27 protein-coding genes and 1 tRNA gene are annotated in these 24,969 nt (G+C 70.2%); 17 read left to right on the forward strand and 11 right to left on the reverse strand.

The window, feature by feature from the left end; translation table 11 throughout:
• Nucleotides 1-15 precede the first annotated feature (15 nt).
• Entirely contained in the window at nt 16-1,563 is a 1,548-nt protein-coding gene (locus ACWFRU_RS32485) for a helicase HerA-like domain-containing protein (protein WP_453691702.1), read from the reverse strand.
• A gap of 279 nt (nt 1,564-1,842) precedes the next feature.
• Between ACWFRU_RS32485 and ACWFRU_RS32490 the strand changes: the two genes are divergently transcribed.
• Together ACWFRU_RS32490 and ACWFRU_RS32495 are read left to right on the forward strand one after the other, a co-directional pair.
• Nucleotides 1,843-2,139 carry a type II toxin-antitoxin system VapB family antitoxin gene (locus ACWFRU_RS32490; protein ID WP_003955420.1) on the forward strand — a complete coding sequence of 99 codons (297 nt, stop codon included), beginning with the start codon at nt 1,843-1,845 and terminating at the stop codon, nt 2,137-2,139.
• Nucleotides 2,140-2,319: 180 nt separating this feature from the next.
• Nucleotides 2,320-2,967, forward strand: coding sequence for a LytR C-terminal domain-containing protein (locus tag ACWFRU_RS32495; RefSeq protein ID WP_453691704.1), 648 nt, complete (start codon nt 2,320-2,322; stop codon nt 2,965-2,967).
• A gap of 39 nt (nt 2,968-3,006) precedes the next feature.
• Here the strand turns inward: ACWFRU_RS32495 and upp are convergent, their stop codons facing one another.
• Nucleotides 3,007-3,642, reverse strand: a complete 636-nt coding sequence (gene upp, locus ACWFRU_RS32500) for a uracil phosphoribosyltransferase (RefSeq protein ID WP_453691705.1) — start codon at nt 3,640-3,642, stop codon at nt 3,007-3,009.
• Between the two features lie 141 nt (nt 3,643-3,783).
• Between upp and ACWFRU_RS32505 the strand changes: the two genes are divergently transcribed.
• From ACWFRU_RS32505 to ACWFRU_RS32545, 9 genes are all read left to right on the forward strand, one after another.
• Entirely contained in the window at nt 3,784-3,969 is a 186-nt protein-coding gene (locus ACWFRU_RS32505) for a hypothetical protein (RefSeq protein ID WP_363210195.1), read from the forward strand.
• A gap of 205 nt (nt 3,970-4,174) precedes the next feature.
• Nucleotides 4,175-4,747 (forward strand): tRNA adenosine deaminase-associated protein, encoded by a 573-nt coding sequence (locus ACWFRU_RS32510; protein WP_453691706.1) that lies wholly within the window; start codon nt 4,175-4,177, stop codon nt 4,745-4,747.
• 110 nt (nt 4,748-4,857) lie between these two features.
• A complete protein-coding gene (tadA, locus tag ACWFRU_RS32515; RefSeq protein ID WP_453691849.1) occupies nt 4,858-5,289 on the forward strand; it encodes a tRNA adenosine(34) deaminase TadA in 432 nt (143 codons plus the stop codon).
• A 58-nt stretch (nt 5,290-5,347) separates the two neighbouring features.
• Nucleotides 5,348-5,432 (forward strand) — tRNA-Ser (locus tag ACWFRU_RS32520).
• Nucleotides 5,433-5,827: 395 nt separating this feature from the next.
• The gene (locus ACWFRU_RS32525) at nt 5,828-6,007 is read left to right on the forward strand and encodes a hypothetical protein (RefSeq protein ID WP_367043590.1); all 180 of its coding nucleotides are present in this window, start codon (nt 5,828-5,830) and stop codon (nt 6,005-6,007) included.
• A 52-nt stretch (nt 6,008-6,059) separates the two neighbouring features.
• On the forward strand, nt 6,060-6,353 hold the full coding sequence (locus tag ACWFRU_RS32530; protein ID WP_363210197.1) for a Dabb family protein: 294 nt from the start codon (nt 6,060-6,062) through the stop codon (nt 6,351-6,353).
• A gap of 236 nt (nt 6,354-6,589) precedes the next feature.
• Nucleotides 6,590-7,522 (forward strand): SigB/SigF/SigG family RNA polymerase sigma factor, encoded by a 933-nt coding sequence (locus ACWFRU_RS32535; protein WP_453691708.1) that lies wholly within the window; start codon nt 6,590-6,592, stop codon nt 7,520-7,522.
• A 244-nt stretch (nt 7,523-7,766) separates the two neighbouring features.
• Nucleotides 7,767-8,642, forward strand: coding sequence for an RNA polymerase sigma factor SigF (locus tag ACWFRU_RS32540; protein WP_453691710.1), 876 nt, complete (start codon nt 7,767-7,769; stop codon nt 8,640-8,642).
• Between the two features lie 107 nt (nt 8,643-8,749).
• Nucleotides 8,750-9,538: a hypothetical protein gene (locus ACWFRU_RS32545; protein WP_453691711.1), complete on the forward strand. Its 789-nt coding sequence runs from the start codon at nt 8,750-8,752 to the stop codon at nt 9,536-9,538.
• Between the two features lie 80 nt (nt 9,539-9,618).
• Here ACWFRU_RS32545 and ACWFRU_RS32550 read toward each other — a convergent pair whose 3' ends face one another.
• Entirely contained in the window at nt 9,619-9,822 is a 204-nt protein-coding gene (locus ACWFRU_RS32550) for a hypothetical protein (protein ID WP_365827773.1), read from the reverse strand.
• Between the two features lie 172 nt (nt 9,823-9,994).
• Here ACWFRU_RS32550 and ACWFRU_RS32555 point away from each other — a divergent pair, with 172 nt between their 5' ends.
• From ACWFRU_RS32555 to ACWFRU_RS32570, 4 genes are all read left to right on the forward strand, one after another.
• Nucleotides 9,995-10,474 (forward strand): MarR family winged helix-turn-helix transcriptional regulator, encoded by a 480-nt coding sequence (locus ACWFRU_RS32555; protein WP_453691713.1) that lies wholly within the window; start codon nt 9,995-9,997, stop codon nt 10,472-10,474.
• 14 nt (nt 10,475-10,488) lie between these two features.
• Nucleotides 10,489-13,017: an MFS transporter gene (locus ACWFRU_RS32560; protein WP_453691714.1), complete on the forward strand. Its 2,529-nt coding sequence runs from the start codon at nt 10,489-10,491 to the stop codon at nt 13,015-13,017.
• Between the two features lie 194 nt (nt 13,018-13,211).
• On the forward strand, nt 13,212-14,030 hold the full coding sequence (locus ACWFRU_RS32565) for a YceI family protein (RefSeq protein ID WP_453691715.1): 819 nt from the start codon (nt 13,212-13,214) through the stop codon (nt 14,028-14,030).
• Between the two features lie 35 nt (nt 14,031-14,065).
• Entirely contained in the window at nt 14,066-14,527 is a 462-nt protein-coding gene (locus ACWFRU_RS32570; RefSeq protein WP_453691716.1) for a PPOX class F420-dependent oxidoreductase, read from the forward strand.
• Nucleotides 14,528-14,549: 22 nt separating this feature from the next.
• Here ACWFRU_RS32570 and ACWFRU_RS32575 read toward each other — a convergent pair whose 3' ends face one another.
• The 7 genes from ACWFRU_RS32575 to ACWFRU_RS32605 all read right to left on the reverse strand — a co-directional run bounded on the left by ACWFRU_RS32575 (nt 14,550) and on the right by ACWFRU_RS32605 (nt 23,787).
• A complete protein-coding gene (locus ACWFRU_RS32575; protein WP_453691717.1) occupies nt 14,550-15,320 on the reverse strand; it encodes a TetR/AcrR family transcriptional regulator in 771 nt (256 codons plus the stop codon).
• Nucleotides 15,321-15,416: 96 nt separating this feature from the next.
• Nucleotides 15,417-16,934: an MFS transporter gene (locus tag ACWFRU_RS32580; RefSeq protein ID WP_453691718.1), complete on the reverse strand. Its 1,518-nt coding sequence runs from the start codon at nt 16,932-16,934 to the stop codon at nt 15,417-15,419.
• A 147-nt stretch (nt 16,935-17,081) separates the two neighbouring features.
• Entirely contained in the window at nt 17,082-19,241 is a 2,160-nt protein-coding gene (locus ACWFRU_RS32585) for an ArnT family glycosyltransferase (protein WP_453691720.1), read from the reverse strand.
• Complete coding sequence (locus ACWFRU_RS32590) at nt 19,238-20,596, reverse strand: glycosyltransferase (protein WP_453691721.1); 1,359 nt, start codon at nt 20,594-20,596, stop codon at nt 19,238-19,240. Before ACWFRU_RS32590 ends, ACWFRU_RS32585 begins: the two co-directional genes overlap by 4 nt.
• Before the next feature lie 26 nt (nt 20,597-20,622).
• Nucleotides 20,623-22,206 (reverse strand): sensor histidine kinase, encoded by a 1,584-nt coding sequence (locus ACWFRU_RS32595; protein WP_453691723.1) that lies wholly within the window; start codon nt 22,204-22,206, stop codon nt 20,623-20,625.
• Nucleotides 22,203-22,964 carry a response regulator transcription factor gene (locus tag ACWFRU_RS32600; protein ID WP_453691724.1) on the reverse strand — a complete coding sequence of 254 codons (762 nt, stop codon included), beginning with the start codon at nt 22,962-22,964 and terminating at the stop codon, nt 22,203-22,205. The genes ACWFRU_RS32595 and ACWFRU_RS32600 overlap by 4 nt, the downstream gene beginning before the upstream one ends.
• A 322-nt stretch (nt 22,965-23,286) precedes the next feature.
• The gene (locus ACWFRU_RS32605; RefSeq protein ID WP_453691725.1) at nt 23,287-23,787 is read right to left on the reverse strand and encodes a GntR family transcriptional regulator; all 501 of its coding nucleotides are present in this window, start codon (nt 23,785-23,787) and stop codon (nt 23,287-23,289) included.
• Between the two features lie 158 nt (nt 23,788-23,945).
• On the opposite strand from ACWFRU_RS32605, the gene ACWFRU_RS32610 reads away from it, so the two are divergent.
• Together ACWFRU_RS32610 and ACWFRU_RS32615 are read left to right on the forward strand one after the other, a co-directional pair.
• The gene (locus tag ACWFRU_RS32610; RefSeq protein WP_453691726.1) at nt 23,946-24,239 is read left to right on the forward strand and encodes a hypothetical protein; all 294 of its coding nucleotides are present in this window, start codon (nt 23,946-23,948) and stop codon (nt 24,237-24,239) included.
• Entirely contained in the window at nt 24,239-24,523 is a 285-nt protein-coding gene (locus ACWFRU_RS32615) for a hypothetical protein (protein WP_453691728.1), read from the forward strand. The genes ACWFRU_RS32610 and ACWFRU_RS32615 overlap by 1 nt, the downstream gene beginning before the upstream one ends.
• An 83-nt stretch (nt 24,524-24,606) precedes the next feature.
• On the opposite strand, the gene ACWFRU_RS32620 is transcribed toward ACWFRU_RS32615, so the two are convergent.
• Nucleotides 24,607-24,957 carry an antibiotic biosynthesis monooxygenase family protein gene (locus tag ACWFRU_RS32620; protein WP_453691730.1) on the reverse strand — a complete coding sequence of 117 codons (351 nt, stop codon included), beginning with the start codon at nt 24,955-24,957 and terminating at the stop codon, nt 24,607-24,609.
• Nucleotides 24,958-24,969 lie beyond the last annotated feature (12 nt).

Genomic DNA, 24,969 nt, shown 5'->3' on the forward strand with positions numbered 1-24,969 from the left:
GCGCCCCCGCCGGGATCAGCGTCTGCGCCTCGCCGTCCCGAACACCGACCGTGAGATCTCCCGCCCGATCTGCGTCCCCAACGACCGTGCGAGCGACTTGAAGATCCCGCTCCCCACCACCTGGTCCACCACGGACCCGGGAGCCTGCGACGCCTTGCCGCCCTTCGCCCCCGTCTTCGCCGCCGCCTTCGCCGCCTCAGCGGCCGCCGCGACCTCCGCTGCCGCCTCCTCCGCCTCCGCCTGACGCGCGGTCAACTTCTCGTACGCCGACTCCCGGTCGACCGCCTCCGCGTACCGCCCGTACAGCGGCGAACCCTTCACCGCCGCGTCGAGCGCACCGGCCTCCACCGGCCCCATCAGCGATTCCGGGGCCCGCAGCCGCGTCACGGCCACCGGCGTGGGCGCGCCCTTCTCGCTCAGCACGGTGATCACCGCCTCGCCCGTGCCGATCGCGGTCAGCGTCTCCTCCAGGTCGTACGCCGAGTCCGGGAACGTACGGACCGTCGCCTTCAGCGCCTTCTGGTCGTCCGGGGTGAAGGCCCGCAGCGCGTGCTGGACGCGGTTGCCCAGCTGGGCGAGGACGTCGGAGGGCACGTCCTTCGGCGTCTGCGTCACGAAGAAGACGCCGACCCCCTTCGAGCGGATGAGCCGCACGGTCTGCGTGATCGCCTCCAGGAACGCCTTCGACGCCCCGTTGAAGAGCAGGTGCGCCTCGTCGAAGAAGAAGACGAGCTTCGGCTTCTCCACGTCGCCCACCTCGGGCAGGTCGTTGTAGAGATCCGCGAGGAGCCACATCAGGAACGTCGAGAAGAGCTGCGGCTTGTCCTGCACGGCCGGCAGTTCGAGGACCGACACCAGGCCCCGCCCGTCCGGCGCCGTCCGCAGGAACTCGCTCGTGTCGAACTCCGGCTCCCCGAAGAAGTCCCCCATGCCCTGCGCCTCGAAGGCGGTCAGCGCCCGCAGGATGACGCCCGCGGTGACCGTGGAGAGCCCGCCGATCCCCTTCAGCTCGGACTTGCCCTCGTCCGACGTCAGGAAGGTCGCCACGGCCCGCAGGTCCTTCAGGTCGACCAGTTCAAGCCCTTTTTGGTCGGCGTAATGGAAGATCAACGCCAGCGACTGCTCCTGCGTCTGGTTCAGTCGCAGCACCTTCGACAGCAGCACGGGGCCGAAGCTCGTGATCGTGGCCCGTACCGGAATCCCGGTGCCGGTCCCGCCCAGCGCGTAGAACTCGCTCGGGAAGCCCTTCGCCTCCCACGTCTGCCCGACCTCCCGCGCCCGCCCGGCCACCTTCTCGCCGCTCTCCCCCGGCACCGAGATCCCGGACACGTCCCCCTTGATGTCGGCGAGGAACACCGGCACGCCCTGCGCGCAAAGCTGCTCGGCGATGAGCTGGAGGGTCTTCGTCTTGCCCGTGCCGGTCGCGCCCGCGACGAGCCCGTGCCGGTTGAGCATGGCCAGCGGGATGCGGATCTGGGCGTCGGGAAGGCACTGCCCGTCCCACAGGAGCGCGCCGAGGTCCAGCGCGGGCCCGGCGAAGGCATAGCCGGAGACGATCTCCATCGCTTCCTGGGGCAGCGCGGCACTCCCAGGCGCGCCACCCGCAGACGCGGCACCCCCACCGGAACCTTCTCCTCCGGTCGTCACCCCTGTGACCGGCGACGACACGTTAGAGGGGTTTGCGGTCCCCGTCGTGGACGGGATCGGATGGCTCTCGCTCACTTCTGCCCCTGTTCCCGGCTTGAGTGTTCCCGGTTTGCCCCGATATCCGGCGTCATTTCCCAGAGTCGCACTGCGTCTCCATGGCTGCGCCCGGAGAGCCTTGCCCGGTAGGCTTTCCGTGTGATCTTCAAGCGCATCGGAAACGGCCGGCCGTACCCCGACCACGGCCGGGAAAGCACCCGGCAGTGGGCGGACGTCGCGCCGCGCCCGGTCCGCCTCGATCAGCTCGTGACGACCAAGGGCCAGCTGGACCTAGAGACGCTCCTCGCGGAGGACTCGACGTTCTACGGCGACCTGTTCGCGCACGTGGTGAAGTGGCAGGGCGACCTGTACCTGGAAGACGGACTGCACCGCGCGGTCCGCGCGGCGCTCCAGCAGCGCCAGGTGCTGCACGCCCGCGTACTCGAACTGGGCTGACGGCGGCGCACACAGCCGTGACGACGGGCACGCGTGTCACACGCGTGCCCACCTCGCGTTCACACCCGTGCGCGTGCCCACACCCGCGCCCACACCTCCATTGGCCCTTTCGGGTTGGACTGCGCCCAAGCCAATGATCATTTAGTAGGCATCACGGCGTCGTCGCACTACGCTGCGCCCATGAGCATGCTCACTCCCCCCGGCATGGGCGGCAAGTACCGCATCACGGGGGCCAAGTACCCGCGAATGCGCCGGCCCCGTGGCCGCCGCAGGCTCGTGCTCGCGGTGGTCGCGTCCGTCGTGGCGGTCGGCCTGATCGGCTGGGGAACCCTGCAGCTCATCGATGTCTTCACGGGCGGCGACAAGGCCACCGCGGCGAGCTCGCGCAGCGGCTGCGCGGCCAAGCCCGCCCCCTCGGCCACCCAGGCCGCCCCCAAGGCGCTGCCCAAGCCGGGCGAGGTCAAGGTCAACGTCTACAACGCCACGCCCCGCTCCGGTCTCGCCAAGGACGTCGCGGCCGAGCTCAAGAAGCGCGGCTTCGCCATCGGCAAGGTGGATAACGCGCCCAAGGAGTACGACAAGAAGGTCAAGGGCACCGGGATACTGCTCGGCGCCCCGTCCGCCATGGACACCGCGCTCCCGGTGCTCGGCACGCAGCTCGCGGGCACCGAGAGCAAGGCCGACGCCCGCAAGGGCGGCGAGGTGGACCTCATCCTGGGCACGAAGTTCAAGGATCTGGCAAAGAAAGAGGACGCCGACAAGGCTCTGGCGGTACTCGCCGAACCCAAGCCGGCGCCCTCGACGTCCGACGGCAAGAAGGACTGCTGAGCGCCGGTCCCGAAGGACCGTTCCAAGGACCGCTGAGGGCTACTCCGCGGTCCCGTACATCCGGTCCCCGGCGTCGCCGAGGCCCGGGACGATGTAGCCGTTGTCGTTGAGCCGCTCGTCCACCGACGCCGTCACGACCGTCACCGGCGTGCCCGCGAGTTCACGCTCCATGATCTCGACGCCCTCGGGCGCGGCGAGGAGCACCACGGCGGTGACATCGTCGGCGCCGCGCTTGATCAGCTCCTGGATGGCCGCGACGAGCGTGCCGCCGGTGGCCAGCATCGGGTCGAGGACGTACACCTGACGCCCGGAGAGGTCCTCCGGCATGCGCGTCGCGTACGTCGACGCCTGGAGGGTCTCCTCGTCGCGGATCATCCCGAGGAAGCCCACCTCGGCGGTCGGCAGGAGCCGCACCATGCCGTCCAGCATGCCGAGCCCGGCGCGCAGGATCGGCACGACCAGGGGGCGCGGGTGCGACAGCTTGACGCCGGTCGTCGGGGTGACCGGGGTCTCGATGTCGACCTGCTCGGTGCGCACGTCCCGGGTCGCCTCGTACGCGAGCAGGGTGACCAGCTCGTCGGCGAGGCGCCGGAAGGTAGGGGAGTCGGTGCGCTTGTCGCGCAGCGTGGTGAGTTTGTGCGCCACCAGCGGGTGGTCGACGACATGGATACGCATGCCATCAACGGTAACCGCGCCCGGGACCACCTGGTCTCCCCTCGTCCCGGCCACCTCCGCCGCCGCCCCGCGACAGCCCGCGCTGGCATCAAACCCGCCGTACGGGGGAAAGTGGACGTACGACCTGGGGTGGTGTTGCCCATGCCTGACAGAGAGCCCGGCGGCCGAGAGCCGGACCGCGAGACCGAAGCCGAGCGCGGGCGCCGCCGTGCGCAGTTCCTGCGCGAGAGGGCCGAGGCCCTCGAACTCCGCGACCGTGTGAAGCCGCGCCGCGCCCGGGCGGCACGGATGCGTCAGCAGATGCGTATGCGCACGTTCCGCTGGTAGCGGCCACCTCTCACGCAGGCGTCGGGGAGCTGTCCGGGAAACGCGACGCGGACACAGCGGGCGGAAGACCTCTCCTCAGGCCGTGGTTTCTGCCACGATTCCGAGTGGGCGGGGCTTGGAACAGCAACTCCCCCGCTCCCCGAACTCGCCGGGGGGACACCCAAACCGTCAACCGGCACTGTCTATGACCAGTGGGAGAGTCACGGTGTACTTCGCCGCACTGCTCGCGCGCACCGAAGACGGGTGGGAAGCGAGCGACACGGAGCTCGACGATGTGGAGACCCTGTCGGATCTCGCCGACCTGGCCCGTGAAGCCACGGCCGGGAGCGCTGAGGACGACACCGTCCTCGTCTTCATCGAACAGGAGGGCGCCTGGTTCGGCGTCGTCCGCGTGGACGGTGAGGAGGACCCTCGTATCTACGTCTCGGACGCGGCCGCGGCCGCCCGGAGTTCGTACGGCGAGATCCTGCTCACCGACGAGATGCTCGGCCGCGAGCCGGGCAACGACGATCCGGGCGTCGATCTGGACGCCCTCGACCTGGACGGCACGGAGGACGGCGAACCCGCCGGCTCCGGCGCCGCCCCCGATTCCGCCGATGACGACGAACCGGGGGACGCCTCGGGCGACGCGGTGCCCGCGGGGCCCCTCGGCGACTCCGAGCTGATGGCCGACCTCGGTGTGCCCGAGAAGGACCTGCTCGGTCTGGAGCCCGGTGACGCGCTCAGCGACATCGCCGAGATCCTCGGGGCGGCGGAGGTGCTGGAGGCCGTCCGCTAGGTTCCCGGTGTGACCGATAGGTTCCCGGTGTGACCGACCGGAACGCCCCCCTCACCCCACCCGTACCCGACCGCGAACCCGATCCCGTGCGCGACCGCTGGCGGGCCGCCATGCGGCTCGCCCTGGCCGAGGCCGAACTGGCCGCACAGGGCGGGGACGTGCCCGTCGGCGCCGTCGTGCTGTCCCCGGACGGCACGACGGTGCTCGCGTCGGGCCACAACGAACGCGAGGCGACCGGCGACCCGACGGCGCACGCGGAGGTGCTCGCCGTCCGCCGGGCCGCGGCCGCGCTCGGGGAGTGGCGGCTGACCGGCTGCACGCTGGTGGTGACCCTGGAGCCCTGCACGATGTGCGCGGGCGCGCTCGTCCAGTCCCGGGTCGACCGGGTCGTCTACGGAGCGCGTGACGAGAAGGCGGGCGCCGCGGGTTCCGTGTGGGACGTCGTACGCGACAGAAGGCTCAACCACCGTCCCGAGGTGATCGGGGGCGTGCTCGCGGAGGAGACCGCGGGGGTGCTCACCCGCTTCTTCCGGGGACGCTGAGAAGCCTCCCGAAGAACGGATTTCTGACCACGGCCTTCTTTGGGCTAGAGTTCCTCTCGGTAGCGTGTCCGAGCGGCCGAAGGAGCTCGCCTCGAAAGCGAGTGTGGGGAAACTCACCGTGGGTTCAAATCCCACCGCTACCGCTCTTGAAACGAAGGCCCCGTCCGCGAGGACGGGGCCTTCGTCGTTTCTGGACGGTGCCGGAACGGGGTGGTCGGGCGGGGTGAGGACGGGGGGAGCGGCATCGGGGGGACAAGCCGCTCCCCCCGACGAGGACTGGAACCCCTGAGCCAGCGCCGTCTTCCGGGGGAAGCCGACGGCGCGTGACCCCGCAGTGGGGCCAGTCCCTTGCCCGCGGATTCCTGCCAGATCCGCCGGGCACACACCAATCCTGCGCCCGGCGCCACCGGGAGCGGCACGGCAAAGGGCCTCCGCTGCCGGGCCGTTGGTCCTTAAAGACCTTGTGAGCACTGGCCGGGTTAGACTCACCGCCGTCACAGGGGCCACAGAGCGCAGCAGGTAAGGGGAGGCCGAGAGCATGGCGGTGCAGTGGAAAAAGGTCGGACTCTTCGCGCTCGTCGTCTTCATGCTCTACGTGATCATCACTGACCCCGCCAAGGCCGCGGACTACGTCCAGATAGGCTTCGAGGCGGTCTCGGACGCCGCTCAGAGCATCGGCGACTTCATGACGTGGGTCGCCAACGGAGGCAAGGACTGAGCGGTTCGGCCCGCCGTCCCCACCCTCCTCTCCCCGCTTCCCAGGAGTGCGCATGATCCGCCATCTGGTCCTCTTCAAGCTCAACGACGGTGTGGAACGCGACGAGCCCCGTGTCGTCGAGGGCGTCAAGGCCTTCCGCGCGCTCGGCGAGCAGATCCCGGAGCTGGCGTTCTGGGAGTGCGAATGGAACATCACCGACCGGCCCATCGCGTACGACTTCGCCATCAACTCGGCGGTCGAGGACACCGATGCGCTGAAGCGGTACATCGAGCACCCGGCCCACCAGGCGGGCGTCGCGCTGTGGCGGGAGTTCGCCACGTGGGTGATCGCCGACTACGAGTACTGAGCCACCCGGCTCAGCGCCCCCGCCCGAAGCGGCCCCTCACCGGAACGGTGAGGGGCTTTTCTGCGTCTTATGGCCCAACTTGGCCCACAACACGTAGTTATCGGGTGCTTGCACACAGTGCACATGTCTTGTGATGCTATGACCGCTTTTGACGGATGAGTTGACGAAGGTCGACTGATCTTGACTGAGCTCGACAGGACTTGACTTGGCTTGACCGAGAAGGGGTGGCGTTGACCGTGCCGGCCAGTACTGCGCCCGAAGCACCACCCGTGACCCCGCAGGCGAGCAGCCCCGGCCCACCCAACGCGGAGAGCGACGGCAGCGCGCAGGGCCCCCAGAGCGCACAGGGTCCACAGAGCGCGCCGCCCCTCCAGGACACGCAGCCGGCCCCCAGCACCCCCAGCAGCAGGGGCGCCGACACCCGGGCCCTGACACAGGTGCTCTTCGGCCAGCTCAAGGGCCTGGAGCCGGGCAGCCCCGAGCACGGCCGCGTCCGCGGCGCGCTCATCGAGGCCAACCTGCCGCTTGTGCGGTACGCCGCCGCCCGCTTCCGCAGCCGCAACGAGCCGATGGAGGACGTCGTCCAGGTCGGCACGATCGGCCTGATCAACGCCATCGACCGCTTCGACCCCGAGCGCGGCGTGCAGTTCCCGACCTTCGCGATGCCCACCGTGGTCGGCGAGATCAAGCGGTACTTCCGCGACAACGTACGAACGGTCCATGTGCCGCGCCGTCTTCACGAGCTGTGGGTGCAGGTGACCGGGGCGACCGAGGACCTCACCACGACCCACGGGCGCTCGCCCACGACCGCGGAGATCGCCGAGCGGCTGCGGATCACCGAGGAGGAGGTCCTGGCCTGCATCGAGGCCGGGCGTTCGTACCACGCGACGTCGTTGGAGGCGGCCCAGGAGGGCGACGGACTGCCCGGTCTGCTCGACCGGCTCGGCTACGAGGACCCGGCCCTCGACGGCGTCGAGCACCGCGACCTCGTCCGCCATCTTCTCGTCCAACTGCCCGAGCGCGAACAGCGCATCCTGCTGCTCCGCTACTACAGCAATCTGACGCAATCACAGATCAGCGCCGAATTGGGCGTTTCTCAGATGCATGTGTCAAGACTGCTGGCCAGAAGCTTCGCGCGACTTCGATCCGCAAACCGTATCGAGGCGTAACCGTATCGAGTGGACTGCCTCGAAGGCGGTTCCCGACGGTCTCGCGCGCAGAAATGCCTCAGACCCCCTCTTTCCTGCATCGATGTCACCCTTCTTTGTCGACATGTAACTACAGCGTGTTGCCGACATGTGACATTCTGCTGGAACCGCGTTTGCCGCAGCTCACCTTCCGGTATTCAGGTGGAGGCTGCGTTCCTCCGACGGGAGCGTCCGCCGTGACCGTCCGCGACCTCAAGGGGGTGGCATGTCCGCAGACCAGGGCAGCTCGAAGGTGCTCACGCTCACGAAGAGCGAATCAGCGCCGAGCGAATCAGCGCCTGACGCGCTGGTGAGTTCAGCAGTTTCCGCGGCTTCCGGAGCCATCGACACCCGCACCCTGTCCCGCTCCCTGTTCCTGCGGCTCGCCGCGCTCGACCAGGACAGCCCGGAGCGTGTCTATGTGAGGGACACGCTGATCGAGCTCAACCTCCCCCTCGTCCGGTACGCGGCGGCGCGCTTCCGCAGCCGGAACGAACCGATGGAGGACATCGTCCAGGTCGGCACGATCGGCCTGATCAAGGCGATCGACCGCTTCGACTGCGAACGGGGCGTGGAATTCCCGACGTTCGCGATGCCGACGGTCGTCGGTGAGATCAAGCGCTTCTTCCGCGACACCAGTTGGTCGGTGCGCGTCCCGCGCCGCCTCCAGGAGCTGCGGCTCGCGCTGACGAAGACGAGCGACGAGCTGGCGCAGAGGCTTGACCGTTCGCCCACCGTGCCCGAACTCGCCAAGGCGCTCGGGGTGTCCGAGGAGGACGTGGTCGACGGCCTGGCCGTCGGGAACGCGTACACCGCCTCCTCGCTCGACTCCCCCGCCCCCGAGGACGACGGCGGCGAGGGCTCCCTCGCGGACCGTCTGGGGTACGAGGACAGCGCGCTCGAAGGCGTCGAGTACCGCGAGTCGCTCAAGCCGCTGCTCGCCAAGCTCCCGCCGCGCGAGCGCCGCATCATCATGCTGCGCTTCTTCGCGAACATGACGCAGTCGCAGATCGGCGAGGAGGTCGGCATCTCGCAGATGCACGTGTCCCGGCTGCTCACCCGGACTCTCTCGCAGCTCCGGGAAGGGCTCATCGCGGACTGACGGCACTCCCCCTGTGGCTCAAGGCGCCGCAGGGGGAACGGAGTTGCCTCGGTGCGACTGTTGCTGACGGGGTTCCTAATTGACGGTCCGTCAGCCACACTGTCGCGATGCGACGTGGCATGCGGAACGTACTGGGTGCGTCTACGGCCGCCCTGTGCCTGGGCGGGCTGCTCGCGGCCTGCGGCGGCGGGGACGGCGACGGCTATGTGGCCACGGGGCCGGCTGCGGCGGGGCCTGTGCGGGCACCGGGGCAGGGTGTCGCCCCCACTGGGGACGTGGAGTTGGTCCCCTTGGACGGTACGTCGCCTCCCGGCGAGAGGGGCGACGACAGGCGTGACGGCTCCGGGTCGCGGGAGCCCGGCTCCAGCGAACCGTCCAGCGATTCTTCCGGCAAGTCCGCTGACAGCAGGGCAGGTTCGGACTCACCGGATACCCCGGGCGGCGGCGGCTCCTCGGCCGAGGGCACCAAGCCCGGTCGTACAGAGGGAAGTTCCGGAAGCGGCTCTGCGGGCCGCCCTGAGGGCTCTGGGGCCTCTGGGAGCCCGAGTGACTCTCCCTCCGCGCCCGGCGGCTCCAGCGAGCCCAGCGGGCCCGCGAAGCTCAGCGTCGGTGAACCGCAGCGGAAGCCCGCGGACGACCGCTGGTGCGAGAAAGTGACCGTCTCCTTCCGGAACACCGGCGGATCGCCGGTGCGGTCCGGCACGGTCACCTTCGGTACGCACGTCATCGGCGCGCTCGGCGTCGACTGGGCCACGCTTGAATCCACGGAGAAGCTGCCCGCACCCATTGGTGCGGGGGAGACCGTGAAGAAGACCTGGCCCGTGTGTGTGGAGGCCTGGCGGGTGCCGCTGGGGATGCATGTGGAGACGCGGGACGTCTCCGTGGACTGGAAGTAAGGGGCGCCCTCTTCGTCCGCGGGTCCGCTGTGGCTGGTCGCGCAGTTCCCCGCGCCCCTAAAGGGGCGCCCCCCACCGGATTACTTCAACGCCAGCCAAGCCACCCCCGCGATCACCACGATCGCGAGGACGACACCGATGATCAGTCCGACGCGCGGGCCGGCGGACGCCGTCGCCGGCTGCTGGGCGCGGCCCTGCGGGGACTCGTCGACGAAGGCGCGGAACATCTGCGTGCTGCCGGCGGGGTCGGGGGTGTTCTGGGGGCCCTGGGGGTTGTGTGCCATAGCGCAGGACCCTAGCGAATCAGCGGGGGTCCGCCCAACCCCCGCTGACCACGGACTTTACGAGCGCGGTCCCAGAGCTTTGCCGACTCTTTATGCGGTTGGTCCACTTTTAGTTTGCCTGCGGCAACCAACTGTCTCTATCGTTGCCCTAAGCAACAACATAGGAGGTGCCGTGGCCGCGCAGCGTCATTACGAGGAGCTGGCCCGACAGCTCAGCGCCATCGGTGCCGTGAAGCGTGGCCTCGGCAGAGGTCTGCCGCACGACTGCCCCGGAGGGTCGGCCGCCGTACTCATCCTGCTCGACCGGCACGGAGAGATGCGGATGAGCAGGCTCGCCGAGCTGCTCGCCGTGGACATGTCGGTGACCAGCCGCCACGTGGCCCATGTCGCGGAGAAGGAGTGGATCCTGCGGGATCCCGACCCCGCCGACAAGCGCTCCCGGATCCTGCGCCTGACCCCCGAGGGCAAGGCGAAGGTCAACGAGCTGTCCGACCTGTCCATCAGGACACTCACCCACTACTTGCATGACTGGTCAGACGACGAGGTCGCCCAGCTCAGCACGCTGCTCGCGCGACTGCGCGACAGCTTCGGGGACTGCCGTGCGGCTTCGGCCCGGCTCCCCCTGGAAGAGACCACCCGTACACCCGCGTAACGAAGAGGAAGCCCATGGCAACAACCACACCATCCGGTGTGCGGGGCAGCCACGCCAAGCACGGAGCCGCGTCGCACGACGCCGGGGCTCCGATGACGCACCGTCAGATCATGGAGGCCCTCTCCGGCCTGCTGCTCGGCATGTTCGTCGCGATCCTGTCGTCGACGATCGTCTCCAACGCCCTGCCTGAAATCATCGGCGACCTGGGCGGCGGCCAGTCCGCCTACACCTGGGTCGTCACCGCCTCGCTCCTGGCGATGACGGCGACCACGCCCCTGTGGGGCAAGCTGTCGGACCTCTTCAGCAAGAAGGCCCTGGTCCAGATAGCCCTGATCATCTACGTCGGCGGCTCGATCGTCGCGGGCCTCTCGCAGAGCCCCGAGATGCTGATCGCCTGCCGTGTCGTGCAGGGCATCGGCGTCGGCGGTCTCTCCGCCCTCGCGCAGATCGTGATGGCCGCGATGATCTCCCCGCGTGAGCGCGGGCGCTACTCCGGCTACCTCGGCGCGACCTTCGCCGTCGCCACCGTCGGCGGCCCGCTGCTCGGCGGCGTCATCACCGACACGTCGTGGCTCGGCTGGCGCTGGTGCTTCTACGTCGGCGTGCCCTTCGCGATCATCGCCCTGATCGTCCTGCAGAAGACCCTGAAGCTCCCCGTCGTGAAGCGGGACGTCAAGGTCGACTGGGGCGGCGCCTTCTTCATCACGGCGGCCGTCTGCCTGCTCCTGGTCTGGGTGACCTTCGCGGGCGACAAGTACGACTGGATGTCCTGGCAGACCGGCGCCATGGTCGGCGGCTCGATCGTCCTCGGCCTGCTCTTCCTGCTCGTCGAGTCCAAGGCGAGCGAGCCGATCATCCCGCTGCGCCTCTTCCGCAACCGCACCATCACCCTCGCCTCGCTCGCCTCGCTCTTCGTGGGCGTCGGCATGTTCGCGGGCACGGTGTTCTTCAGCCAGTACTTCCAGCTGGCGCGCGACAAGTCGCCGACGATGTCCGGCGTCATGACGATCCCGATGATCGGTGGCCTGTTCATCTCCTCGACGGTGTCGGGGCAGATCATCACCAAGACCGGCAAGTGGAAGGTTTGGCTGGTCGCCGGCGGTGCGCTCCTGACCGCGGGTCTCGGCCTGCTCGGCACCATGCGGTACGACACCGAGTACTGGCACATCGCGATCTTCATGGCGCTGATGGGTCTCGGCATCGGCATGATGATGCAGAACCTCGTGCTCGCCACGCAGAACCAGGTCGCTCCCGAGGACCTCGGTGCCGCGAGCTCGGTCGTCACCTTCTTCCGTTCCCTCGGTGGCGCCATCGGCGTCTCGGCGCTCGGCGCCGTGATGGCGACCCGCATCACCGACTACGTGAAGGACGGCCTGGCCGACCTCGGTCCCAAGGCCGCGCAGGCGGGGCACGGCGGCACGGGTGGCGGCGCCATCCCGGACCTGGACAAGCTCCCGGCCCCGTTCCGCACGGTCATGGAGAGCGCCTACGGGCACGGCATCGCCGACGTCTTCCTGATCGCCGCACCGCTGGCGTTCCTCGCCTTCCTCATCACGATCTTCATCAAGGAGGTTCCGTTGCGTACGTCGGGTGCGCTGGCCCAGGCCGCCGAGTCCTCGGACACCGACGCTCCGGCCGCCACCCCGTCGGCCGCCGCGGCCGCCGCCGAGCAGCCGGTCCTCGCCTCCGTCGGCGCGCACACCGAGACGGGCCCCGACGGCACGCAGAAGCTCGCCGCCGTCGCCTCGTCGGCCACCGGTGACGCCCCCCTGCAGACCACCGGCGGCACTCCCGTCCGCGGCTTCGTCCGTGGCGCGGAGAGCACCCCGGTCCCGCGGGCCGCGGTCACGCTGATCTCCCTCGGGGGACGGCAGCTCGGCCGCTCGGTCGCGCAGGGCGACGGGTCCTACGCGGTCGACGCCCCCGGCGCCGGTTCGTACGTGCTGATCGCTTCGGCCGACGGCTTCCAGCCGCAGGCCTCCACGATCGTCGTCTCCGACGAGGCCCTGACGTACGACATCCTGCTGAGCGGCACGAGCGGCCTCAGCGGTGTGGTGCGGGCCTCCGACGGCAAGCTGCCGGTCGCGGGCGCGATGGTCATCGTGACCGACGTGCGCGGTGACGTCCTGGCCACCGGGCTCACCGGCGAGCAGGGCGAGTTCACCTTCGCCGAGCTGGTGCCCGGCCAGGTCACCATCGCGGTGAACGCCGCGGGGCACCGTCCGATGGCGCTGCCCGTCGAGGTCGGCGCGGTCGGTGTCACCCGGGTCGAGGTCGAGCTCAACTCCGGTGCGCAGGTGCTCGGCACCGTGCGTGCCGCGGGCGGGCCGCTGAACGACGCGCGGGTCACGCTGGTGGACGCGGCGGGCAACGTCGTCGCCACCGCGACCACCGGCTCGGACGGCGCGTACGCCTTCACCGACCTGGACAGCGGCGAGTACACGGTCATCGCGACCGGTTACCCGCCGGTCGCGACGGGTCTGACCGTCGCCGGTGAAGGTGTCGGCGACCACGACATCGAACTCGCCCACCCGGGCGAGTAGTTGACCCCGGCCCGTGCGCGCGCTTTCGAGCGGATGGGCGCGCACGGGCCGGTTGTGGAAAGGGCCCCCGGGTTGGTGGTGACGTACACGGCAGGGGACGGCCGTGTCACCACCGCCGGGGGCCGCACCCTTTTTTGAGACTTTTTGAGACTTCTGAGCTCATACGCTCTTGGGCTCTGGCAAGGAGAAACGGGATGGGACTCAGCGCTCGGATCCGGACGCGTGACGGGTGGGCGGTGTCGCACGCCGTCGTCACCCTGACGGACATGACCGGCGCGCAGGTGCTGCGCGCCGCCGCGGACCAGGAAGGTGCCGTGCGCGACGCGACGGACCTGCCGCCCGGCCCGTACACCGTCATCGTCACCGCGGTCGGCTACGCGCCCGTGGCCTCGACCGCGCTCGTCACGGCGAGCGGCCGTGCCGAGGTCGGCAACATCGTCCTCGCCCGGCAGGGCGGCACGGAGCTGCCGCCGCCCGGGCCGTGGACCATCGACCCGGCGCACTCGACCGTGGGCGCGGTCGCCCAGCACCTGGGGATCACCAGTGTGCACGGCCGGTTCACGGAGTTCGGGGGCCTCGTGGAGATCGCCGAGGACGTGGAGAAGTCGCGCGTCGAGGCGGTCATCAGGTCGGCGTCCATCGACACCGGCAACGGCATGCGCGACGGCCACCTGAAGTCGCCGGACTTCCTGGACGTCGAGCAGTACCCGGAGCTCGTCTACCGCTCGACGGGCCTCACGCCCGCCGGCGCGGACCGCTGGACGGTGCACGGCGAGCTGCAGATGCACGGTGTCGTACGCCCGGTCGACCTGGACCTCAGCTACCTCGGTACGGGTGCGGACCCCTGGGGCGGGACCCGCGCGGCGTTCCGGGCCACGGCCGAACTGCGCCGCGAGGACTTCGCCATGAACTACAACCAGGTGGTCCAGGCGGGCATCTCGGCGATCGGCACCACCCTGCGGGTGGAGCTGGACATCCAGGCCGTGCAAGGGGATTCGCTTCCGCAGGTCTAGCCGTCCGGAGGGGAGAAGGGACCTAGGGTGCGGTCATGGCACCGAACATCGCTACGAACACCACGGTCTCCCTTGACGAGCTGCTGGACTTCGTCCGGCCCCGGCACCGGGCGATCCTGCTCACCGCCCGTGCCGACGGCACCCCGCAGGGATCTCCCCTGACCTGCGGGGTCGACGACTCCGGCAGGATCGTGGTGTCCACCTACCCGGAGCGGGCCAAGACGCGCAACGCCAAGCGGAATCCGCGGGTCAGCGTCATCGTGCTGAGCGACGACTGGAACGGGCCGTGGGTGCAGATCGACGGCACGGCGGAGGTCATCGACTCCCCGGAGTCGGTCGAGCCCCTCGTCGAGTACTTCCGGAACATCTCCGGCGAGCACCCGGACTGGGACGAGTACCGCGAGGCCATGGTCAAGCAGGGCAAGTCCATCATCCGCGTCACCCCGGAGCGGTGGGGGCCGGTGGCCACCGGGGGATTCCCTGCGCCCAAGGACTAGCGGCCGTGCCCCGGGAGTCCGCCTACAGGGTCGCCTCGATGCCCGCGATCAGCAGGTCGAGCGCGACCTTGAAGTCCAGCTCCCACATCTCCTCGACCGTGGACCCGCCCCGCGCCTTCATCATGTCGGTGGAGCTGTGCAGGGTCTCCTCCAGGCTCGGGTGGTCGCTCACCGCGCCCATGGCCTGGCTGAAGTACTCCCCCGGCGTGAGTCCGGCGGCCGCGCACCGCGCGATGTAGTGGCCCTGCACGGTGCCGAATCCGTACACGAACTGGAAGACCGCGGCGATCGCGCCGGCCTGCTTCTCCGTGGGCAGGCCGGTCCCGCGGACCACCTCCTGCACGGCGAGGGCGAACTTGATCCAGTTCGGCCCGATGTTCAGGAAGTTGCCGACCAGCGGTGACACCCACGCGTGCCGGACCAGCAACCGCCGGTACTCCTCGGCCAGTTCGCGCAGCGCCTCGCGCCACCGCTCGGGCGTGGCCGACTCCGGGTCGGGCAGGACCATCTCCCCGGCGGCGGCGTCCAGGGCCAGTTCGAGGAGGTCGTCCTTGGTGTCGACGTACCAGTACACGGACATCGCCGTGACGTTCAGGTCCGCCGCGAGGCGGCGCATGGAGAACTTGGCGAGGCCCTCCTCGTCCAGGAGGCGGACCGTGGCCTCGGTGATGCGCTCCCGGTCCAGGCCCGACGGCTGATCACTCCTGCGGCCCGCGCCGTTCCGGGGGGCCTTGCCCTCCAGCCAGACGCTGGTCCGCGCGGGGCGCTTCGCGCGGTCGGCTGCCTTCGCCATGGCGCACCTTCCTGGTCCTGAGCTCTTGTACTGGTACCGGTGGTCCGAAGCGGGCGACAGACCGGAATAAGCCAGTCCGTCGCCCGTCCGTCGATGCTATGCGGACGCCGCTGACGGGTCCGTCTTCGCAGAGTCTGCCCTCTCCGCACGCTTCAGCAACGCCGCTGCCAGCATGCCCCCGAGGAACACGGCCACCGCGCCCACCAGCTGACTGGTCTCAAGACCCGAGGAGAACGCGTCGGCGATCCTGGCGCGTTCGGCGTCCGACCCCGCTGCCGCAAGCGCGGCGGGCAGCGAGACCGCGGAGACGGTGACGAGCGAGGCGAACCGAGAGTTCAGGACAGCGCCGAGCACGGCCACGCCGAGACCGTTGCCGAACTCCGCGAGCGTCCCGTTGACGCCCGCGCCCACGCCCGCCTTCTCCGGCGGGATCGCGCTCATGATCGCGTTGGCCATGGCGGGCATGGCGAGCGCGATGCCCGCGCCCATCACGATGAGACCGGCCAGCATCCCGCCGTAGTTGTCGCCGCCGAGCAGGGCGATGGCCGCGAGGCCCGCGGCGAGCAGACTCATGCCGATGGCGATCGTCGCGGGAGTGCTGGTCTTCTTCAGGAGCCGCGCGCCGAGACCGGTGAGGTTGAGCGCGACGACGGTCACCGCGAGCGGCGCCGTGCGCAGGCCCGCCTCCAACGGCTCGTAGCCGAGCACGAATTGCAGGTGCTGGGTGAGCAGGAACAGTGAGCCGCCCATGCCGAAGGCCACCAGGATGGCGCCCGCGACGGCGCCGATGAAGCGCTGGTTGCGGAAGAAGTGCATGTCCAGCATCGGGTACGGGATGCGCAGCTCCCAGACGACGAAGACGCCGAGGACCACGACGCCCACCGCGGCCGCCACCAGGACCTGCGTCGACGCCCAGCCGTGCTCGGGACCGGAGATGATCGCGTACACGACCGCGGCCATGCCGATGGTGGAGAGCAGCGCGCCGAGCAGGTCGGGGCGGTCGCCCAGGGGGTTCTTGGACTCGGGGACCAGTTTGACCGTGGCGACGAGCCCGATGAGCGCGACCGGGATGTTGATCAGGAAGATCGCGCCCCACCAGAAGTGGTTGAGCATGACCCCGCCCATCAGCGGACCGAGCGCGAAGCCGAGGGAGTTGACGGTCGACCAGAGGCCGATCGCCTTCATCCGCTCGGTGTCGTCGAAGATCTGGACGACCACCGCGAGCGTGGTGGTCATCAGGAGCGCACCGCCGACGCCCATCCCGGCCCGTGCGGCAATGAGCTGCGACGAGGACTGGGCGAGGCCCGCGACCAGCGAGCCGATCCCGAAGAGGGCCAGGCCCGCGACGAGCATCTTCTTGCGGCCGTAGCGGTCGGCGGCGCTGCCCGCGGTGAGCAGCAGGCCGGACTGGACGAGCGAGTAGGCGTTGATCATCCACTGGATGTCGGCCGTGGACGCGTCCAGTTCCTCGGTGAGGGAGGGGATGGCGACGTTCAGGACGGTGTTGTCCAGGAGGACGGTGAGCTGAGCGAGGCAGATGACGCCGAGGATCAGCCAGCGCTGCGGGTGCCCTTGTGAGGGGGTGGGGGTCTCGGCGGTCGTCGTTGCCGTCATGCCCTCTCCTTCTGCTTATACGGTGTACGTGTGGGGTGTGCCTTACACCGTAGAGCATCTCCCGTACGGCGTACAAGAGAGTTGTCGGCGGGCATGCGTGAGGGGCCGGCCGCGGGTGGCGGCCGGCCCGTCGTCGTACGGGTCGCGTCAGCTCTTGGGCTGGGTCAGGTCGTAGAACGTCGCGCTGCCGGCCGTGACCTTCTCGAAGGTGTCCTCCACCCAGGAGGTGATCTTGGAGGAGGTGCCGCTGTCACCGCCCATGCCGCCTCCTCCGCCTCCCATGCCGCCGCCGGAGATGAAGTAGTGAATCTTCCCGTCCTCGACGTACTGCTTGAACTGGGCGAGGGTCGGGGACGGGTCGCTGCCGTTGAAGCCGCCGATGGCCATCACCGGGTCGCCGGTCGCGAGTTGGTAGCTCGCGGCATTCTGCGAGCCGATGGCCGCCGCCGCCCAGGTGTAGTCCGCGGAGTCCGCCTCCAAGAGCTTCTTCGCCTTGGCGCTGACCTGGGCGCCGTTGAGGAGACCGCCCATGCCGCCGCCTCCGCGCTCGATCATCCCTCCGCCGGGCATGCGGTTTTGTTGCTGGGGCTGCTGGCCCTGCTGGCCTCCGGGGGCTTGGCCGTTCTGGCCGTTCTGGCCGTTCTGACCCGGGGGCTGGCCCATGCCGCCGCCCTGCTGGCCCTGCTGCCCCTGTTGACCAGGCGGCCGCGTCCCGCCACCGAGGCCACCGTCACCACCACGGCCGCCCCCGGGACCGCCGCCGCCGGGACCACCGCCCATCCGTCCCGCGGAAGCCGGACCCGCGGTCACGATCGACCCGGTGTGCGCACTGTTCACGGTGGAGAGGGTGTACGCGACCGGTCCCGCCACGGAAGCGGCGAGGCCCAGCCCCACCGCCGCCAGCGCGAGGTACCGCCCGAGCCTGGCCACGAGCAGCAGGCCGAGCGCGCCCACGAGGCCGCCGATCAGCACCGACCAGCGCAGCCACGGCACGTAATCCGGGGTGCGGCCGAGCAGGACGTACGCCCACCACGCCGTGCCCGCGACGCTCACGCCGAGCAGCGCGCCCGCCCACCACTTGGCCCGCTCCTCCCACAGGACCGTGGCGCCCATGCCGATCAGGGCGGCGATGTAGGGGGCGAGGGCGACCGTGTAGTACTGGTGGAAGATCCCCGCCATGAAGCTGAAGACGGCCGCCGTCATCAGCAGGGCGCTGCCCCACGCCACGAACGCCGAGCGCGTGGTGTCGGTCCTGCGGGCCTTCCAGGTGAGGACGATGCCGCCGACGAGCAGGATCAGCGCGGCCGGGAGCAGCCAGGAGATCTGGGCGCCGACCTCGGAGTTGAACATCCGCCCGAGCCCGGTCTCGCCCCACTGGCCGCCGCCACCGGGGCCGCCACCCCCTCCGACGCTGCCGGTCTCCTCGCCGTTGATGCGGCCGAGGCCGTTGTAGCCGAAGGTCAGCTCAAGGAAGGAGTTGTTCTGCGAGCCGCCGATGTACGGGCGCGATGACGCGGGCCACAGCTCCACGATCGCGACCCACCAGCCGCCCGCGACGATCATCGCGAGCCCGGAGAGGGCCAGCTGACCGAAGCGCTTGCGCAGCCGCACGGGGGCACACACCGCGTACAGGACGGCGAGCGGCGGCAGGATCAGGAACGCCTGCAGCGTCTTGGCCAGGAAGGCGAGACCGACCGCGACGCCCGCCCAGACCAGCCACTTGGTGCGGCCGTGCTCCAGGGCGCGCAGGACGCAGTACACGGTGACCGTCATCAGGAGCGCGAGCAGCGCGTCCGGGTTGTTGAACCGGAACATCAGCGCGGCGACGGGCGTCAGCGCGAGCACCGCGCCCGCGATGAACCCGGCCGCCGGGCTGAAGCGGCGGCGTACGGCGGCGTAGAGCACACCGACCGTGGCGACGCCCATGAGCACCTGAGGGGCGAGCACGGCCCAGGAGTTGAGCCCGAAAAGCCGTACGGAGAGAGCCATCGGCCAGAGCGCGGCCGGGGGCTTGTCGACCGTGATCGCGTTCCCCGCGTCGAGCGAGCCGAAGAACATCGCCTTCCAGCTCTGGCTGCCCGCCTGGACGGCCGCGGAGTAGAAGGAGTTGGCGTAGCCGGACGCGCTGAGGTTCCACAGGTAGAGGACCGCGGTCGCGAGCAGCAGGCCCAGGAAGGCGGGGCGTGCCCAGCGGGGGTCGTCGGGGCGACCGCGCCAGAGGCGCGTGGGGAGGGTGCGAGGGCCCCGGTGCGCTCGCCCGTGCGTCGCCGCGTCCAGCGACGCGGCCGCGGGGGAAGTCGTCGTCATCGTGCGTTCCTCGGGTCGTGTGCGGAGGTGAGCTCGTACGAGGACGAGGCGTCGGGCGAGGGCAGTGGCGGGGACTGTGGCGAGGGCAGTGGCGGGTCCGAGCGGCGCTCCGGGAAGACCCAGGCCCGAAGGAGCAGGAACCGCAGCACCGTCGCCGCGAGGTTGGCGGCGATCAGCACGGCGAGTTCCGTGGAGTGGGACGGGTCGCCGGAGGCCGCGCCGAGTGCGGCCAGCGAGCCGCTGGTGAGGGCGAGGCCGATCCCGAACACGACCAGGCCCTGTGCCTGATGCCGCATCGCCCGGTCACGCCCGCGCACCCCGAAGGTGAGCCTCCGGTTCGCGGCGGTGTTGGCGACCGCCGACACGAGCAAGGCGAGCGCGTTGGCCACCTGCGAGCCCGAGAACGTACGGAAGCCGGAGTACAGGAGCAGGTAGAAGAGCGTGGAGAGCGCGCCGACCACGCAGAAACCGACCAACTGGCGGGCCAGACCGCCCGGCACACCGGCCAGCTGCCGGTCGCGCGGGTCGTCGCCGAAGGGGCGCGCGAGGCGGTCGAGCGGGAGCGCGCCGACCGCGAGGGCGCGTCCGACCCGCCACACCCCCTTGAGATCGTCCATGGCCGTCCTGACCAGGTGGACCGTGGAGTTCGGGTCGTCGACCCAGTCGACCGGCACCTCGTGGATGCGCAGGCCCGCGCGCTCGGCGAGCACCAGCATCTCCGTGTCGAAGAACCACCCGGTGTCCTCGACCAGCGGAAGCAGCACCCCCGCCACGTCGCCCCTGATGGCCTTGAACCCGCACTGGGCGTCGGAGAAACGCGCCTGGAGAGAGCCGCGCAGGATGAGGTTGTACGAGCGCGAGATGAACTCCCGCTTCGGCCCGCGTACCACGCGCGAACTGCGCGCGAGCCGGGAGCCGATCGCCAGGTCCGAGTGCCCGGAGATCAGCGGCGCCACCAGCGGGAGCAGCGCGTTCAGGTCGGTGGAGAGGTCCACGTCCATGTACGCGAGGACGGGGGCGTCCGATGCGGACCACACGGCGCGCAGGGCCCGCCCGCGCCCCTTCTGCTCAAGTCGCGTGTAGCGGACCTCTTCGCCCGACGCGGCGAGCCGGGCCGCCACCTCGGGGGTGCGGTCCGTGGACGCGTTGTCCGCGATGGTGATGCGGAAAGGGTAGGGGAAGGTCCGTACGAGGTGGTCGTGCAAGCGCATTACGCACGGCCCAAGGTCCTTCTCCTCGTTGTAGACGGGGATCACGATGTCCAGGACGGGCACGTCGCGCCAGGCGGCGGGGAGGTGGGCCCGGGCCGGCAGAGGGACCGAGAAAGCACCGCCCGAAGCAGAGTCGGTTTGCATGGCACCGACATTCGCCAACTGCTCTGTCAGGCCTGTGTGGTGAGCCTGTGCCCCGACTGTGAGTGCCGTTCCGGGCTGCTGACCTGGTCGGACGCTGCGGGCAGCGTCACCGTAAAGACCGTCCGTCCTGGCACGCTGTCCACCGTCACGCCTCCGCCGTGTGCTGTGACGATGGCCTGTACGAGGGCGAGTCCGAGCCCGGTTGAACCCGCGGTGCGGGAGCGCGAGGCGTCGCCGCGGGCGAAGCGCTCGAAGACGTGGGGGAGGAGGGCGGGGGAGATGCCGGGACCGTTGTCCTCGACCTCCAGGCGCACACAGGTCCCGGCCCGCCGTACGCGTGCGGTGACCTTCGTGCCCGGTGGTGTGTGCGTACGCGCGTTGGCCAGCAGATTGACGACGACCTGCTGGAGGCGGGCAGGGTCGGCGAGGACGAGAGCGGGCTCGTCCGGCAGCTCCAGGGCCCAGTAGTGCGCTGGCCCTGCGGCGCGCGCGTCACTCACGGTGTCCACGACGAGCGGCGAGAGATCAGTGCTCTCGTACGAGAGCGGCAGTCTGGCTCCGGGGTGGCCGGAGGTCGCGGAATGCCCGCCGTCCCGCCCCTCGTCGAGACGGGCAAGCAACAGCAGATCCTCCACCAACCCCGACATCCGCTGGGCCTCGGACTCGATCCGCCCGAGGGCGTGCCGGGTGTCGGGCCCGGTGGACTCCCGCCCCCTGCGCGTCAGTTCGGCATAGCCACGAATCGAAGCCAGCGGCGTACGCAGCTCATGGCTGGCGTCCGCGACGAACTGGCGTACGCGCGTCTCGCTCTCCTGGCGCGCGTGCAGCGCGGAGTGGACGTGGTCGAGCATGCGGTTGAGCGCGGCGCCCACCTGCCCGACCTCCGTGTTCGGCGCCGCGTCGGGGACGCGTTCGTACAGCGTCACCTCGCCGCTGTGCAGCGGGAGTTCGGAGACGCGCGTCGCCGTCGCCGCGACCCGGCGCAGCGGGCGGAGCGCGACGCCGACCATGGCGGCGCCGGCCAGCGAGGCGGCGACCAGGCCCGCGGCGGTGACGCTGACCTCGACGATGATCAGCGTATTGAGGGTGTTCTGCACCTTGGTGGTGGGGACGCCGACGAGGAAGTCGCCGTGCGGGCCGGTCGTGTACTCGACGCGGTACTCGCCGAGGCCCGGGAGGTCGACGTTGTGGGCGCGCCCGTCACGCGGGACCGAGCCGAGCGCGTCCGACTGCCCCGCGTCGAGCTGCTCGGCCCGCGGGGCCACGTCACCGCTGTCGCTGTCCTTGCTGACCAGGGCCTGGCCGACAGAGCCATCACCCTCGACGACGGCCCCGATGGTGCCGATCTCCTGCGGCCCCTTGGACACGAACCGCAACGGATCGCCCGAGCCCTCGGAGAAGCCTCCGGGAAGGTCCTCCCCCGGCTTCGGCACCGGCCCCGAGGCGCGCATGGCCACCGCGCCGAGCGAGCTGTCCAGTTGCTCGTACAGGTGCGAGCGCAGCGCGATGGTGGTCACCGTGCCGATCACCGCGCAGACGACGGCGATCAACGCCACCGCCGAGACGACGAGCCGCGTCCGCAGCGACCGCGGCTGCCGCCGCCGCGTCATGAGGCGGCGGCCACCTCGGCCAAGGGCGCGGCCTTGATCAGGTACCCGGCGCCGCGCCGCGTGTGGATCATCGGCTCACGACCGGCGTCGATCTTCCTTCTGAGGTACGAGATGTAGAGCTCGACGACGTTGGCCTGGCCCCCGAAGTCGTAGTTCCACACGCGGTCGAGGATCTGCGCCTTGCTGAGCACGCGGCGCGGGTTGCGCATGAGGAACCGCAGCAGCTCGAACTCGGTGGCAGTGAGGTGGATGGAGTCCCCGCCGCGCGTCACCTCATGGCTGTCCTCGTCGAGGGTCAGATCCCCGACGGCGAGGACGGACTCACTGCGCCGGTCGGCGGCCCCGGCCCGGCGGATGAGCCCGCGCAGCCGGGCCACGACCTCCTCCAGGCTGAAGGGCTTGGTGACGTAGTCGTCGCCCCCGGCGGTGAGTCCGGCGATGCGGTCCTCGACGGCGTCCTTGGCGGTGAGGAACAGCACGGGGACGTCGGGCAGTTCACGCCGCAGCCGCCCGAGGACGGCGAGGCCGTCCATGTCCGGCAGCATCATGTCGAGCACGACGGCATCGGGCCGGAAGGACCGCGCGGCGCGTACGGCACCGGCGCCGTCCCCGGCGCTGCGGATCTGCCAGCCTTCGTAGCGCAGGGCCATGGAGAGCAGCTCGGTCAACGAGACTTCGTCATCGACGACGAGGACGCGGACGGGGCTCCCGTCCGCCCTGAGCAGTTCGGTACGCCCCTGGGGCGAGGTCGTAGTCATGCCACAAAGGGTGCGGGGCGGCTCTTAGAGGGGTCTTGCGGGAACCTGTGAATTTCCTGAGAAAGGGGGGTGGGGGGTGCTGCCCGGCTGCGGGCCAGGGGCCGGGCTCCTGGGTCCCGGGCTACCGGCACCGGCACCGGCTACCGGCTGCAGGCCACGGCCCAGGCTCCGGCTCGGACTCGGACTCGGACTCGGACTCGGACTACGGCTACGGCTACGGCTACGGCCCAGAGCCACCGACCAGGGGCCGGGTCCCAGGCCCCGGGCCATCTGCACCGGCTACCGGCCACCTACCGACCCATGGTCTGGGCTAAGGCCCTGGCTACTCGCTACTGCCCAGGCTCTCGGGGCGCTCAGCGACAAAGGTGCCGAGGCCCATCTCGGTACGCACAAGCCCCTCCGCCCTGAGGTGGGCCAGGACCTTTTGTGCGGTCGAGCCCGCGATGTCGAACTCGGCGGAGAGCCCCAACACGGACGGAACCCGTGCGCCTACGGGGTATTCGCCCTGCTCGATGCGCTTGGCGATCGTTGCCGCGATCCCTTTCCAGACAGCACGAGTGTCCCCTTCGTCCTCGAAGGGGCCCGTGGGCCGCGACTCGGGAGAGGACACGAACGAGCCGAGACCCGGCTCTGTGTAGATCAGCCCCTCTGTGCGCAGCCCCTTGTGCACCTTCTGCGCGGTGGCCGTCGCGATGCCGAACTCGTCGACGATCTGCACGACCGACGGCACTCGCGTACGCGGGGCGTACGTCCCGTCCTCGATCCGGCGACGGATGATGTCGGCGACCTGGCGCCAGCGCGGGATATCCGGAGCGAACTGCATCACCGCACCATCATCGGCACACTAGGCACATCAGTGCGACACCCACCAGACCCTAGTACACTGCTGTACGCGGATGGCAGTATGCCTTGGCAAGGAAGCCCCGGCGACGGCTGGAACCGCCCCGGGGCACGGCCACCAGCTACATCGGAGCTGACGACATGCCCGACCTTATCCGCCGCCTGACCGCCTGGGTGAGACTCTTCCTGATCCCCGAGCCCACGCCCACGGCAACCGCCCCCACACCACCCAGACCAGCGGACCCCACCCCCTCCACGCCCCGCAGCCGCTACGGCCTGGACGCCCTGCTCCCCCTGACCGGTGAGGCGACCCGCCTCGTACGCCCCTACCTCACCGCGCACGAACAACACGCACGCCGCCGCGAACTGGCCCTGGCAACCCTCGGGTTGGACACGCCCGGCCCGTACTGGATCCACGGCGTGGAGGTGGCTTGATGACGGACGACGACGACCTCATCACCCCCGCCCGCCTGCTGCCCTGGTCCGGCCCGGAGGGCAGGCCCTGCTACCTGATCGGCGACGCGACGGGCCCGGTATCCCGGGTCGCCGACGCCATGGAGTCCGTACAGCTCGGCATGGGCGGCGAACTACTCACATACGCGCGAGGCATGCTCGCGGACGCTCCCGAGGGCGAACTCCGCTACCTCGCGCAGAGGTTGACGGAGGCGTTGCAGGACGCGCTGCGGGTGGCGGAGAGCAGGGGTCACAGGCTGCGCTGAGGTGGATGGGTTGCAGGGAAATCCCGGCGGGAGGGACTGCCGCCGGGATTTACCTGCAACGGACGGCCAGCCAAGCCGCCCCCCTACCCCCGCTCGAAGCCGTAGCTCCGCTCCACCTTGGCAACATGGACGACGTACCGCTCGTACCACTCGGCGCGCCCCCGCTTCTGCGCCGTACGGTGCTCGGCGTTGCCGCGCCACTGCTTGATCGCTTCTACGTCGCGGAAGTACCCGACGGTGATGCCGAGCCCGCCGGGCGTCCGCGCGGAGTCCATCCCCAGGAAGCCGGGAACAGAGGCGACGATCTCGTCCATACGCTCGCCGGTCTCGTCGTAACCGTCGTCGGAGTCGGTCCGCAGGGAGGTGAACACGACGGCGTAGTAAGGGGGTTCGAAGTTCTGGACAGGTCTGACGGATTCGGATTGATCACTCATGCCCCCACCCTC

Source organism: Streptomyces sp. NPDC055099 (genome assembly GCF_053607685.1).

Coding starts and splice junctions, on each gene's coding strand:
- ACWFRU_RS32580 (WP_453691718.1), bottom strand. CDS start 16,934: ATGACGGCAACGACGACCGCCGAGACCCCCACCCCCTCACAAGGGCAC.
- ACWFRU_RS32575 (WP_453691717.1), bottom strand. CDS start 15,320: ATGGCGAAGGCAGCCGACCGCGCGAAGCGCCCCGCGCGGACCAGCGTC.
- ACWFRU_RS32620 (WP_453691730.1), bottom strand. CDS start 24,957: ATGAGTGATCAATCCGAATCCGTCAGACCTGTCCAGAACTTCGAACCC.
- ACWFRU_RS32615 (WP_453691728.1), top strand. CDS start 24,239: ATGACGGACGACGACGACCTCATCACCCCCGCCCGCCTGCTGCCCTGG.
- ACWFRU_RS32565 (WP_453691715.1), top strand. CDS start 13,212: ATGGGACTCAGCGCTCGGATCCGGACGCGTGACGGGTGGGCGGTGTCG.
- ACWFRU_RS32610 (WP_453691726.1), top strand. CDS start 23,946: ATGCCCGACCTTATCCGCCGCCTGACCGCCTGGGTGAGACTCTTCCTG.
- ACWFRU_RS32550 (WP_365827773.1), bottom strand. CDS start 9,822: ATGGCACACAACCCCCAGGGCCCCCAGAACACCCCCGACCCCGCCGGC.
- upp (WP_453691705.1), bottom strand. CDS start 3,642: ATGCGTATCCATGTCGTCGACCACCCGCTGGTGGCGCACAAACTCACC.
- ACWFRU_RS32505 (WP_363210195.1), top strand. CDS start 3,784: ATGCCTGACAGAGAGCCCGGCGGCCGAGAGCCGGACCGCGAGACCGAA.
- ACWFRU_RS32540 (WP_453691710.1), top strand. CDS start 7,767: ATGTCCGCAGACCAGGGCAGCTCGAAGGTGCTCACGCTCACGAAGAGC.
- ACWFRU_RS32605 (WP_453691725.1), bottom strand. CDS start 23,787: ATGCAGTTCGCTCCGGATATCCCGCGCTGGCGCCAGGTCGCCGACATC.
- ACWFRU_RS32570 (WP_453691716.1), top strand. CDS start 14,066: ATGGCACCGAACATCGCTACGAACACCACGGTCTCCCTTGACGAGCTG.
- ACWFRU_RS32525 (WP_367043590.1), top strand. CDS start 5,828: ATGGCGGTGCAGTGGAAAAAGGTCGGACTCTTCGCGCTCGTCGTCTTC.
- ACWFRU_RS32600 (WP_453691724.1), bottom strand. CDS start 22,964: ATGACTACGACCTCGCCCCAGGGGCGTACCGAACTGCTCAGGGCGGAC.
- ACWFRU_RS32545 (WP_453691711.1), top strand. CDS start 8,750: ATGCGACGTGGCATGCGGAACGTACTGGGTGCGTCTACGGCCGCCCTG.
- ACWFRU_RS32560 (WP_453691714.1), top strand. CDS start 10,489: ATGGCAACAACCACACCATCCGGTGTGCGGGGCAGCCACGCCAAGCAC.
- ACWFRU_RS32485 (WP_453691702.1), bottom strand. CDS start 1,563: ATGGAGATCGTCTCCGGCTATGCCTTCGCCGGGCCCGCGCTGGACCTC.
- ACWFRU_RS32585 (WP_453691720.1), bottom strand. CDS start 19,241: ATGACGACGACTTCCCCCGCGGCCGCGTCGCTGGACGCGGCGACGCAC.
- ACWFRU_RS32590 (WP_453691721.1), bottom strand. CDS start 20,596: ATGCAAACCGACTCTGCTTCGGGCGGTGCTTTCTCGGTCCCTCTGCCG.
- ACWFRU_RS32595 (WP_453691723.1), bottom strand. CDS start 22,206: ATGACGCGGCGGCGGCAGCCGCGGTCGCTGCGGACGCGGCTCGTCGTC.
- tadA (WP_453691849.1), top strand. CDS start 4,858: ATGCGGCTCGCCCTGGCCGAGGCCGAACTGGCCGCACAGGGCGGGGAC.
- ACWFRU_RS32530 (WP_363210197.1), top strand. CDS start 6,060: ATGATCCGCCATCTGGTCCTCTTCAAGCTCAACGACGGTGTGGAACGC.
- ACWFRU_RS32495 (WP_453691704.1), top strand. CDS start 2,320: ATGAGCATGCTCACTCCCCCCGGCATGGGCGGCAAGTACCGCATCACG.